Source organism: Solidesulfovibrio magneticus RS-1 (assembly GCF_000010665.1).
GTDB lineage: Bacteria > Desulfobacterota > Desulfovibrionia > Desulfovibrionales > Desulfovibrionaceae > Solidesulfovibrio > Solidesulfovibrio magneticus.
In genome coordinates this window covers 3194402-3207103 of the sequence record NC_012796.1, presented here as the reverse complement: position 1 = coordinate 3207103, position 12702 = coordinate 3194402, and the positions used below count along the sequence as shown (strand labels likewise).

General features: G+C 65.7%; 8 protein-coding genes. All 8 read right to left on the bottom strand.

Annotated elements, in window-relative coordinates:
• Positions 1-60: 60 nt before the first annotated feature.
• Entirely contained in the window at positions 61-3210 is a 3150-nt protein-coding gene (locus tag DMR_RS13655; protein WP_015861498.1) for an efflux RND transporter permease subunit, read from the bottom strand.
• Positions 3207-4487, bottom strand: a complete 1281-nt coding sequence (locus DMR_RS13650; protein WP_015861497.1) for an efflux RND transporter periplasmic adaptor subunit — start codon at positions 4485-4487, stop codon at positions 3207-3209. The genes DMR_RS13655 and DMR_RS13650 overlap by 4 nt, the downstream gene beginning before the upstream one ends.
• A 70-nt stretch (positions 4488-4557) precedes the next feature.
• Positions 4558-5511 carry a sialate O-acetylesterase gene (locus tag DMR_RS13645; protein WP_232502793.1) on the bottom strand — a complete coding sequence of 318 codons (954 nt, stop codon included), beginning with the start codon at positions 5509-5511 and terminating at the stop codon, positions 4558-4560.
• A 43-nt stretch (positions 5512-5554) separates the two neighbouring features.
• Positions 5555-6148, bottom strand: a complete 594-nt coding sequence (locus DMR_RS13640; RefSeq protein WP_015861495.1) for a TetR/AcrR family transcriptional regulator — start codon at positions 6146-6148, stop codon at positions 5555-5557.
• Between the two features lie 100 nt (positions 6149-6248).
• Positions 6249-8051, bottom strand: coding sequence for a GspE/PulE family protein (locus DMR_RS13635; RefSeq protein WP_015861494.1), 1803 nt, complete (start codon positions 8049-8051; stop codon positions 6249-6251).
• A gap of 1 nt (position 8052) precedes the next feature.
• Positions 8053-10110 carry a type II secretion system secretin GspD gene (gene gspD, locus DMR_RS13630; protein WP_015861493.1) on the bottom strand — a complete coding sequence of 686 codons (2058 nt, stop codon included), beginning with the start codon at positions 10108-10110 and terminating at the stop codon, positions 8053-8055.
• 294 nt (positions 10111-10404) lie between these two features.
• Positions 10405-11832 carry an outer membrane homotrimeric porin gene (locus DMR_RS13625; RefSeq protein WP_015861492.1) on the bottom strand — a complete coding sequence of 476 codons (1428 nt, stop codon included), beginning with the start codon at positions 11830-11832 and terminating at the stop codon, positions 10405-10407.
• 176 nt (positions 11833-12008) lie between these two features.
• The gene (locus DMR_RS13620; protein ID WP_015861491.1) at positions 12009-12701 is read right to left on the bottom strand and encodes an HD-GYP domain-containing protein; all 693 of its coding nucleotides are present in this window, start codon (positions 12699-12701) and stop codon (positions 12009-12011) included.
• Position 12702 lies beyond the last annotated feature (1 nt).

Here is a 12702-nt window from a genome sequence, read left to right as displayed (position 1 = left end):
TCCTTTTCCGACGCGCGTCGCGACTTCCCGCGCGCATGGTTTTTATAGCTTATAAAAGCATTAGTCTGCTTTTTGCTCCTTGGCAACATGTTTCCCGGTGACTTGTTGCACCCAGGCCCCAAGACCCATGATGAGCTTGAAAAAGACCGGGATGAAAAACGGCGCGATGATGGTGGCCCCGAGCATGCCGCCGATGACGCCGGTGCCGATGGCGTGGCGGCTGTTGGCGCCCGCGCCTGTGGAGATGGCCAGGGGCAGGCAGCCGAGGATAAAGGCCAGCGAGGTCATGATGATGGGCCGAAAGCGCAGCTTGGCGGCCGAGAGCGCCGCCTCGGCCAGGGTCTTGCCGGCCTTGACCTCCAGCACCGCGAATTCCACGATGAGGATGGCGTTTTTCGCGGCCAGGCCAATGAGCGTCACCAGGGCGATCTGGAAGTAGATGTCATTGCTCAGGTCCCGGCCGTAGACGGCGGCGATGGCCCCGAACAAGGCAAACGGCACGGCCATGACCACGGCAAAGGGCAGGGTCCAGCGTTCGTACTGGGCGGCCAGGATCAGGATGACCATGACGATGCCCATGGCGAAGACCAGGGCCGAGGAGCCCTGGGCGGCCTTTTCCTGGTAGGCCGATCCGGTCCAGGCCAGGGTGTATTCCGGTGGCAGCACCTTGGCCGCGGCCTGCTCCATGGCGGCCAGGGCCTCGCCCGAGGTGTGTCCCGGGGCGGGCTGGCCCATGATCTTGGCGGCCGGGAAGACGTTGAAGCGCTCCATGACCTCGGGGCCGGTGGACTTTTCGATGGAGGCGATGGCGGTCAGCGGGATCATCTCGCCTTTGCTGGAGCGCACGAACACGTCGCGCAGATCCTCGGGCCGGTCGCGGAAATCGGCCTCGGACTGGATCTGGACTTTGAATGTCCGGCCGAACTTGTTGAAGTCGTTGACGTAATACGCGCCGAACGTGGCCTGCATGGCGGCATAGACGTCGCTTATGGCCACGCCCAGGGCCTTGGCCTTTTCTCGGTCGAGGTCGATGCGCAGCTGGGGCACGTTGGCTCCGAAGGTGGTGGCCACCCGGCCCAGCACCGGGTTTTTCGAGGCTTCGGCCACCAGGGCTTCGGTCATGGCGGCCAGGGCCTTGACGTCGCCTTCGCCTCGGCTTTGCAGGTAGGCTTCAAAGCCGCCGGTGTTGGACATGCCGGAGATGGCCGGCGGGTTGAAGGCCAGGGTGAAGCTTTTGGGCAGGGCCATGCCCCGGCCAAAGATGCGCTTGACCATGGAGAAGGAGGAGAGTTCCTCGCCGGGACGTTCCTTCCAGGGCTTAAGCGGCATGAACATGGTGCCGTAGTTGGAGCGGTAGGTGAAGCTTAAGAGATCAAGGCCGGTGATGGCGATGACGTCCTTGACCGAGGGGTCCTGCATGTTCATCGCGTCCATGGCGTCGCTGATCTGTTCGGTCGCGCGCAGCGACGTGCCGTCGGGCAGGATGTTGACAGCGATGACGTAGCCTTGGTCCTCGTCCGGGACGAGTCCGCCGGGCACTTGCTTGAACAGCCAGCCCGTGCCCAGGCACAGCCCGGCGAAAAGCAGCATGGCAAAGGCGCTGCGGCGCAGGAGAAAGGCCACGCCCGCGCCGTAACCGGCGGTCACGGCGTCAAAAAGGCGATTAAAGCCCCGGAAGAACCGGTTGGGTTCCTGGTGGCCGGGCTTTAACAGCGTAGCGCACAGGGCCGGGGTCAACGTCAGCGCCACCAGGCCCGAGATGACCACGGAAACCGCGATGGTGATGGCGAACTGCTTGTACATCTGGCCGGTCAGCCCGCCCAGAAACGCCACCGGCACGAACACGGCGCACAGCACCAGCACGATGGCCACCACCGGCCCAGTCACCTCTTCCATGGCCTTGGCCGTGGCTTCCCTGGGCGGCAGCTTCTCCTTGGTCATGATGCGCTCGACGTTTTCGAGCACCACGATGGCGTCATCGACGACGATGCCGATGGCCAGGACCATGCCGAACAGGGTCAGGGTGTTGATGGTGAAGCCCAGGGCCTGCATCCCGGCGAAGGTGCCGATGATGGAGACCGGCACGGCCAGGCAGGGAATGAGCGTGGCCCGGAAGTTTTGCAGGAAGACAAAGACCACGATAAAGACCAGGATCATGGCCTCGACCAGGGTGTGGATGACTTCCTCGATGGAGACGCGCACAAAGGTGGTGGTGTCCAGCGGCACGGAATAGATGATGCCGTCGGGGAAGCGGGCCGAGAGTTCCTTGAGCTTGGCGGTGACGCGCTCGGCCGTGTCCAGGGCGTTGGCTCCGGGAGCGAGGAAGATGGCGGCGTTGACCGTGGGGCTGCCGTTGCGTTTGGAAATCGAGCTGTAGTCCTTGGCCCCGAGCTCGACCCGGGCCACGTCCTTCAGACGCAGCAGCGACCCGTCGGGCTGGGCGCGCAGGATGATGTCGCCGAATTCCTCGGGGGTGATGAGCCGGCCCTTGGTGGTGACCATGTAGTTGAGCGCCACCGGGCTTTCGGGCTTGGTGGGCTCGGCCCCGATGCGGCCGGCCGCGAACTGGGCGTTCTGTTCGCTGATCGCATTGGCCACGTCGGTCGGCGTGAGCTTGAGCTGGGCCAGCTTGTCCGGCCGCAGCCAGACGCGCATGGAATAGTCCTTGGCCCCGAAGATGGAGGCGTCGCCGACGCCGGGCAGGCGCTTTAGCTCGTCAAGGATGTTGACCAGCACGTAGTTGCTGATGAACACCGCATCGTAGCGGCCGGACGGGGAATCGAAGCCGATGATCTGGAGGATGTTGGAGGATTTTTTGGTGACGGTCACGCCCTGGCGGCGGACTTCCTCGGGCAGGGTGGTCTGGGCCGCCTGGACGCGGTTGTTGACGTTGATGGTGTTCTGGTCGGGGTTGGTGCCGACGGCGAAGGTGACGGTGATGGACAGCGTGCCGTCGCCGGAGCTCGTCGAGCGCATATAGAGCATGTTGTCAACGCCGTTTATCTGCTGCTCCAGGGGCGCGGCCACGGTGGCGGCGATGACCTCGGGGCTGGCCCCGGGGTAGACGGCCGTGACGTTGACCTCTGGCGGCACGATATCCGGGTACTGGGCGATGGGCAGGCTTCTGATGGCCGCCAGACCCGCCAGCACGATGACCAGCGAGATGACGATGGAAAAGACCGGGCGGCCCAGGAAAAAGCGTGAAATCATGAACGGTTCTCCTTGACCTCGGCCTTGGCGGCCTCGCCGTTCTGGGCGGCGGCCGGGGCGTCCTTGGGAGCCTGTTGCGGAGCGGTCTGGGCCGTGGCGGCCGGCTGGGCCTGCTTGGGTTCTTCACCGCGCACGCGCACGGTCAGGCCCGGGCGCACCTTGATCACGCCTTCGGCGATGATGCGCTCGCCGGCCCCAAGGCCCTGCTCAACCAGGTAGTCGTTGCCCACGGCCTCGCCGAGGACCACCGGGCGCGGGGCGACCTGGTTCTTGTCATCCAGCGTCCAGACCATGGCCCCCATCTGGGTGTTGAGCACAGCGCCCTGGGGCACGGCCAGCACGTCCTTGAAGCGCGCGCCCTCAAGGCGCACCCGCACGAACTGGCCGGGCAGCACCGACCCGTCAGGGTTCTGGAATTCGGCCCTGACCTTGACCACGCCGGTTGTGGCGTCGACCTGGGTGTCGGTGAAATTGATGCGGCCCTTGAGGGGATACGACGACCCGTCGGGCAGGGTCAGGCCCACAGTGAAATCGCCGCCGTCCACGACCACCTTGCCCTCGGCCCGCAGCTTGCGAATCTTCATCATCTCCTGGCCGGACATGGAGAAGTTCACATAGATGGGATCGACCCGGGACATGGTGGTGAGCAGGCTGCCGTCGGAACCGGTGGTGACGAGGCTGCCTTCGGAACGGGTCTCCTTGCTGGTCATGCCGGAAATGGGGGCCGTGACCTTGGTCCATTCGAGATTGAGCGAAGCTTCGCGGACCTTGCCCTTGGCCGCATCCACGGCGGCGGTGCCGGTTTCCACAGCGGTCTTGGAATCGTCGAAGTCCTTGCGGGCCACCACGTCGCCCTTGAAAAGCTTGTCCATGCGTTCGGCGTCGCGCTTGGCCTGGGCCAGGCTGGCCTCGGCCTGGGCCAGGGCGCCCTTGGCCTGTTCCAGGGCGGCCTGGTAGGGGGCCGGGTCGATCTCGAACATGAGTTGGCCCTGGCGCACGCGTGAGCCTTCCTCATAGTCGCGGCGCAGCAAAATGCCGCCCACTCTGGCCCGGACCTCGACCTCGCGGGAGCCGGCGGTCTGGCCCATGAAGGCCATTTCCAGGGGAATGTCGGCCTGCTTGACGGCGTAGGCCACGATTTCCGGCGGCGGCGGCGCGGCGGCGTTTTCCTGGCCCGAGCTTTCGGTGGCGCAGCCGGACAGGGCGGCGGCCAGGGCAAAAGGCAGGCACATGGCGAAGGTGACGCGCGCGGCCTTGGCGAAAATGGAGACAGTCATGATTCCCTCCGGGACAGGCGGCTGTCGCGCGCATGGCGACGGCCGGTTGCGGGCGAAAAGGGTTGCGGGTTCATTGCAGGCGGCTTGTGGCGGCCTCGCTTCGGGCGAGCAGAGGCAGCCAGGCCTCGGCGAAGCGGTCGGCGGCCTGGGCCGTGAAATGGTAGCCGTCGTTGCGGTCGGAGTAGGGCACGAGGCGGTCGGTGTCCGGGCCGGACAGGACATGGCGCTGCGGGTCGGCCGCGGCGGTTTGCGCCTGGATCAAGGCCGGACAGGTCTTGAAGCAGGCCGGATTGGCCGCGTCGCCGCAGACCAGGTCGAAATACTGGGAGGTTCGGGCCACGACGACGTCGGGGGCCGGCCCGACCTTGCTTCGAATCTGGTCGATGACGGCGGCGAGCATGTCGGCGTAGTCTGGCCCGGCCACGCCCAGGGCGCAGTCGGCCTCGCCCTGGTGGAAAAGCACATGGGTGGGCGCCAGCCCGGCCTTGGCCAGGGAATCCAGGGAGGCCAGGAGCACGGCGTTGTGGCGGCCGCCCGGTCCCCATTCGAGAATGGAGGAGCCGCCCCGGGCGATGTTGGCGAAAATGACGGCGTCGTAAAAGCCGCCGGCAATGAGCTTGTCGCCCAGGCGCGGCCAGGAGCTGCCCTTGGTTCCAGTGGCCCCGGGCAGGGCGTCGCGGGCCTTGGTGCATACGCCGTCGGCAAAGGCGTAGACTGGCTGGACGGACTCGTAGCCCGGGTCCACGGTGTTGGAGGCGTTGGACTGGCCAAAGACCAGGGCGACCATGGTCCGGTCCTTGGCCAGAGCGGCGCAGTCCAGGGGCGGCTCGCCGGGTGCGCCGGCGTAGACGGCCAGCTCCCCGGTTTCCGGCGAATTGGGCAACCGTCCGGCATAGTGGTCCTGGACGGCGGCCAGGGTGCGCCGGGCCGGAGTGGGCGCGGGCGCATCGGAGACGGCCCGCCCGGCCAACACGGCCAGGGCGACCAGACCTGCAAGACCCAGGGTCAGACGATGGAGCGGCATGGTGTGGGGCGTTAACGCGTGTTCACTTTTGGGGCAAAAAAAATCATGGAGCAACGGCATGGGCGAACAACTCCCAGTTGGCCGTGATCTGGCGGGGCATGTCCAGATCTTCCGGCGTGCGTGCCTGGATAAGCGCCGGCATGGCGATAAGCCCGAGGAAATGGATCACGATTTCTTCCGGGCGCAGATCAGTGCGGATTTCGCCGGCCTGCTGGCCAGCGATAATCAATTCCACGACGATGTCCCGCAGCATTTTGTGATGTTGCAGTTTGAGGGCGCGCAACTCCGGTTCCTCGAACCACAATACATCGGACAAAAAGACGACGGGCAAGGCGCAATAGCGGCTGACCATGACCATGGAAGAGTGGTACAGCCGGCGGATCGCGTCCAGCGGACTCGTCGACTCGGCCTTGGCCGTGCGCACCGTGGCCATGAAGAATTCCTGGTGCTCGTGCATGACGGCGGCCAGGATGTCGACCTTGCTTTTGTAGTGACGATAGAGGGCGGCGGCCGAGATGCCCACGGCTTCGGCCACGCGGCGCACGGTCACGGCGCCGATGCCCTGGCGCACGACAATGTCCAGGGCGGCTTCGGCGATCTGTTCGCGGCGCAGGGGGGATTCCAGACGTTCAGCCATGGGGGGAAGTTAACACCGGTTCACAAGCTGTCAAGACCAATCCCGCGACGGGATGGGCGGACATATATCGACGCCAAATCCCTGTCAAGAGACTGCGGCCTCAGACCACCGTGGCCCGTATGACCTCTTCCATGGTCGTGATATGCCGCAGGATTTTGTCCATGCCGTCCTGGCGCAGGGTGGCCATGCCGGCGGCCATGGCCGCGGCGCGGATGCGGCCGGCTTCGGGATTGTGCAGGATCAGTTCGGCCATGGCTTCGTCGATGACCAGGAGTTCGTGGATGGAGGTGCGGCCTCGGTAGCCTGTGCCCATGCACTGAGGGCAGCCCACGGCCCGGCAAAAGCTCCGGCCGGCCAGGGCGGCCGCGCCGGGGCCAAAGGGCAGCAGGTCTTCCTCGGTGGGCACGAAGGCTTCCTTGCAGTGTGGGCACAGGACCCGCACCAGGCGCTGGGCGATGAGCGCCCGCACCACCGAGCAGACCATGTAGGGTTCGATGCCCATGTCCACCATGCGGGTGACGGCCGAGGCGGCGTCGTTGGTGTGCAGGGTCGAAAAGACGAGGTGGCCGGTGAGCGCCGCCTGGCAGGCGATTTGCGCCGTTTCGGTGTCGCGGATTTCGCCGACCAGGATGACGTCCGGGTCCTGGCGCAGAATCGAGCGCAGGCCGCCGGCAAAGGTCAGGTCGATCTTGGCGTTGACCTGCATCTGCCCCACGCCCTCGATCTGGTATTCCACCGGGTCCTCGATGGTGAGGATGTTTTTGTCCGTGGAATTGATGTGGTTTATGAGCGCGTAGAGGGTGGTGGACTTGCCCGAGCCGGTGGGGCCGGTGACCAGGATGATGCCGTGGGGGAGCCTGGCCAGGGCGCTTAGTTCCTCGAAATGGCCGGGGGAAAGCCCCAGTTCGCCAAGGCTCAGGATGCGGCTGTTTTTTTCCAGCAGCCGCAGCACGAGCCGTTCGCCGAACTTGGTGGGAAACACCGACACCCGGATGTCCACGTTGCGGTTGCCCAGGCGGATGTCGAAGCTGCCGTCCTGGGGCAGGCGGCGCTCGGCGATGTCGAGCTTGGAGCGGATCTTGACGTGGGACACGACGGGCGGATGCCAGCGCTTGTCCAGGGTCTTGATGTCGTAGAGCACGCCGTCGAGGCGGAAGCGGATTTTCAGCGAATTCTGGTAGGGCTCGATGTGGATGTCGCTGCACAGGTCGCGCACGGCCTGGGCCAGGAGCTGGTTGACCAGCCGGATGACCGGGGCGTTGCTGGTCTCGTCCAGGAGGTCCTCGGTGGACATGTTCTCCGGCGGCGGCCCCATGAAATCGTCCAGGCTCAGGTTGTCGAGCCTGGGGTCGCGCTCGCCCTCGGCTTCGCCGTGGGCGTGGTTGATGGCCGAAACGATGGTCTCGGGCAGGGCCAGGGCCACGGCGAGATCGGGCTGGCCGAGCAGCCGGCGCAGGTCATCGGCCAGCTCCGGCGCGAAGGGATCGGCCAGGACCACAAGCTGCCGGCCGTCCAGGGCAACCGGTACGGCCAGATTGCGCTTGAGATAGCCAAAAGGCAGTCGGCGGATGCGCTCGGCGTCCTCGTCGCTGACGTCGATGGCTTCGAGATAGGGCAGACCGAGGCTGGCGGCCAGGGCCGAGGCGGCCAGCCCCGCGTCGACCTTGTGGAGTTCGGCCAGGCGCTTGAAGGGATTTTGGCCGGCCCGGGCGGCCTCGGTAAAAGCGTCTTCCAGGGCGGCCAGGGGCAGGGCCAGGGTTTCGGCCATGGGCTCTAAGAGCGATGGCCGCGGCGGGCCGGGCGTCGCTTGGCCCGCCGCGACGCGGCCGCCCCGGGCCAGGGGCAGCCGGCACAGGGCGGCCAGACGGTGGGCCATGCGCCGGAAATCCGGCAGCCTGTCCATGCTATTTGCCGGCTCCGGCGGCGAAAAAGACCGGGGCCTTGCGGATGGGCTTGGACAGCTCCTCTTCGTTGAATTCGATCTGGCGCTCGATTTCCATTTTTTTGGCGTGCAGCAGCCGGTCGCTGTCCACCCCGGGCGCGGTGATGCGCGGGGTAATAAAGACGTAAAGGTTGGTGCGCTCGTCGGCCACGGACTTGTTTTTAAAAAGCCAGCCCACCACCGGCACGTCGCCAAGGCCCGGGACCTTGCTGTTGCCCTCGGCCCGGCTCTTGCCGATAAGCCCGGAGAGCACGATGGTCTCGCCGTTACGGCACATGATGGTGGTTTCGGTGACGCGTTTGCGGGTGGTCGGCTGGAGCGCGCCGGTTTCCTTGGTGACCGTCTCGTCGATGCGGCTGGTTTCCTGCTTGACCTTGAGCTTGATGGAATCGCCTTCGTTGATCTGGGGCGTGACCTTCAGCGTGGTGCCGACGTCCTTGTAGTCGAAGCGCTGGTAGGGCCGGTCAGTGGTGGACTGGCCCACGTCCTGGCTCGTCAGATAGGGCCGGTTTTCGGCCACGGTGATGGTGGCCTCCTCATTGTCCAGGGTCATGAGCTGTGGCGTGGCGATGATGTTGAAGCTGTTGTCGGATTTGGAGGCGTTGATCATGGCTTGCAGGTTGGAATAGATGACCTCGCCGATCTTGACCGGGAAGGCCAAGCCTCCCAGCGAGCCGCCGGCCGGGGGCACGAAGGCCCCGGAGGAATTATACAGCGACTCGTAGCCGGCCGGGTTGGATGAAGCAAAAAGCAGCCCGCCGTATTTGCCGTCGCCCAGGCCGGACTGCTTGTTGGCCACGTTGAGGTTGACGCCAAAGGACACCGATTTGTCGGTGGAGACTTCCATGATGAGCGCCTCGACGTAGACCTGCTTGCGCGGGGCGTCGAGCTTCTTGACCACCTGGTCGACGAAGGCGAAATCCTCGGGGGCGGCGGTGACGAGCAGGCTGTTGGTGGACTTGTCGGCCACGAAATTAAACCCGCCCGAGACTGTCGGGGCTTGGGCCTTGGCCGCGTCGCCCGTGGCCGTGGAACCCTTGGTGAACAGTTCGTTGAGCACTTTGCTCAAGTTCTCGGCATCGGCGTGCTGGAGCTTGTAGACGTGCAGGTTGCCCTGTTCCATGGGATTGGGCACGTCGAGCTTGGCCAGCAGGCCCTTGACCTGGGCCACGTACTGGGGTTCGGCCAGGACGATAACGGCGTTGGTGCGCTCCTCGGGGACCACGCTGATCTTGGTCTGGCCGCCGCCTTCCTTGGCCGCGCTCTGGCTGAGGAGCTTTTCGAGCTTCTGGGAGATCTTGGCGGCCGAGGCGTGCTTCAAATGAAACAGGTGCAGGGTGGCCTTGGCCGAGGACAGGTCGAGCTGGTCCACGATGCCGATGATGCGCTGGATGTTGGGCCGGTAGTCGGTGACGATCAGCGCGTTGGTGTCGGCAAAATCGGCCAGCATCCCGTCCGGGGAGACCAGGGGGGCCAGGGTCTTGCGCAGTTCGCCGGCCCGGATGTTTTGCAGGGGCAGGATTTGGGTGACCACGGCGTCGGCCGGGTTGGTCACGGTCTCGCGGCCGTCGATGACCGGCATGGACCGGGCCCGGCTGGTCTTGGCCGGCACGATCTTGACGAAGTTCTCGGTGGGCAGGGCGGTGTAGCCGTTGACCTCAAGGACGGACTCGAAAACCTTGTAGACTTCGGCCGGAGACAGGGGCTTGGGGGAGATGACGGTGACGTTGCCTTTGACGGCGTCGTCAATAACGAAATTCTTGCCGGTTACCTGGCTGATATACTTGATGAAAGCGCGCAGGTCCACGCCGTCGAAATTGATGCTGATGGTTTTGGCCGTATCGTCCGGGGCGGCCACGGTCTCCACGGTTTCGTCCGTGGCCGGCTGGGCCTTGGACGCGGCCGGCGTTCCTTGCGGCGGGGCAGCCGCAATCCTGCCCGGCAGGAGCAGGAGCAAACCGAGCAGGCACACAGCCAGGGTGCATCCCCTGGCCAGGCGGAATCGAAGGGTCGGCGTCATGGAGCACCTTGCTGGCGGTCTGTTTGCGGGGCGGGCAGGCTGGGCCTGGCCGGCAGGCCGACCGGGCGGCCTTTGGCTATGCGCCGGATACGGTCGGTTCCCGTCGTCTTCCTAGCATGGCGGCGTTCAGGCGTCCAGGCGTCGACAGACGTCCGGGCCTTGTGCCCCTGTCGCGGCGGGCGACCGGGGCCTGGCAACAACAACGCCCGGCCAGGATGGCGGCATCCTGGCCGGGCGCGGCAAGCAAACGGCGGTCCTTGGAGCCGGGCCACGACCGTGGCCCGGCTCCAAGGACTAGAAGGTGTACAGGAACCCCAGGGAAGCCATCCAGGCGTCGGTGGCCTGGTTGGTCATGCGGTGGCCCCAGATGCTGGTCTTAAGCCCCTGGGGCGAGGCGAAGCCGGTTTGCAGGGTCAGCGTCAAGGCTTCGGTCAGCTCGTAGCTGTGGTCGAAGTTGAGGCCAAACACCCATTCGCCCTGGGCCAGGTCGCGGCCCATGGTCACATACTCGCCGGGGCCGCCGGTGGCCCAGACGGCCTTGCGCAGCCCGGCCGGGCTGTTGCGGCCGGCCATGACGGCGGCGGTCAGCCGGCTTTTGAGGGCATCGATAAACGAGATGTCACGCACGGCCAAGGCCAGGCCCCAGGAACCCAGCGGATTGATGCCCATGGAGTTGTTGGCGAACTCCTGGTCGCAGTCAAACAGGAACGAGGTGCCCGGTCCCCATTTGGGGGCGATGACGGGCAGGCGTTCGCTGCCGTTGGCCAGGCTCCCGTCCTCGCCGCTGGCCAGCCAGCCGAAAAGGCCCGGGGTGGCCCAGTCGAGGCCCGTGTAGGTCAGGCCGGCGTCGAGGAAATAGCCTTCGCGGCGGTTTCGCGACCGATCCGAACCGGCGGCGTTGCCGTAGATGCCGTCGAAATAGAGCTTCACCGGGTCCAGGGCGGTGACGGAAAGGGCTAGGCCGCCCCACCACATGGGATTCTGGTTGTCCTTGTAGCCGGCGGGATCGAGGTAGCTGCCGGCCGAGCGCAGGCCGGCGTCGAAGTAGCCTTCGGGATCGGCCTCCTTGCCGTACACGCCGACCAGGCCCCAGGGCGTGGCCTCGAAGCCGTCCACGGTGAAGGGCAGGGCCAGGCGGTAGACGTCGAAGGCGTCGCCCACCTGGGTGGTGGTGGGCTGGTAGGTGCGGTAGGCGTCCAGTAGCCGGCCGTAGGCGGCTTCGATGGTCAACACGTCGTCGATGACCGGGATTTTTACGAACAGCGCGGCGCTGGACTGGTCGCCGTCGTCGGCGGCCAGCACGATGCTGTCGTAGAAGACCTCGGTCTGGGGCACGGAAAAGGGCTGGTAGCCGGCCGTCACCTCGATGTCCGTGCCCGGCCATTTGAACTGGAGGTAGGCCAGGTAGGGCTGGATGGCCACTTGCGGATTGGCGGCGGTGAGGTAGTCATGGCCCCAGGCCTCGTCATCCACGCGCATCCCGAAGCGGAATTTGAGATTCTCATTGGCCGCGAAATCGGCCCGCAGACGCAGGCGCTGCCAGATGGTGAGCCGGTCCTCGGTCTGGGTTCCGGTCTCGTCCCAGCCGGTGAAATTGCGATTGGCGAAAAAGACGCCGTACACCCGGGCATCCCCGGCCATTTTGACTTCCGTGGCCGACCAGGCCGGGACCGCCGTGGCGGCCACAATGGCCAGGGCCAGCAACGCGACCGTTTTTCGCATGAGCGACACTCCTTCCCGTTTCCGCGTGGTTGAAGGGCTTCCGATGACGGTGGCCTGGAAGCAAGATCAGTTAAATGATTTGAAAAGTCGTTATCATTATGTCCCGAAATGTCTGCCGCCGCCCAGGAGCGGGGGCCAGTCGGCCGTCCCCGTATCGCTTTGCCTTGGCCGCGTCTTCAGGGCACCAAGACGCCGCCCCGGCAGGAACCCAGAAGCTGACGCACCTCATCGGCCACGGCCAGGAAGGCGTCCACCACATCGGGGTCGAACTGGCTGCCGGCGCAGCGCGCGATCTCCCGGTGGGCCTCGGCAAAGCCCATGGCCGGCCGGTAGGGCCGGGTCTGGAGCATGGCCGACAGGCTGTCGGCGACGCTTATTATGCGTGCGCCAAGGGGAATCTCCCGGCCTTTGAGACCGGCGGGATAGCCCGAGCCGTCGAAGCGTTCATGATGGGCGCGCACCATTTCCACGATGCCGGTGCGGGCCAGGCAATCCAGCGGGTCGAGGATGTCCGCGCCGATGGCCGGATGGGCCTGCATACGCTGCCATTCGTCGGGTTCCAGGCGGCCGGGCTTGCCCAGGACGGCGTCGGGCACGCCGATTTTGCCGATGTCGTGGAGATGGCCGGCCACGTGGACGCAGGCGACGCTCTCCCGGGACAGGCCCATGGCGGCGGCCAGGAATTTCGACACCTCGGCCACCTCCTCGGAGTGGGCCATGGTGTGGGAGTCCTTGGCGTCGATGGCCCGGCCCAGGGATTCGGCCAGTTGATGGACCAGGGCTAAAAGGACGTCGCCGCACACCGTGTGGGGCACGACGACGTCCAACAGGCCGCGCGATTCGTGCAGCGGGCTTTTGAACATGGTCATA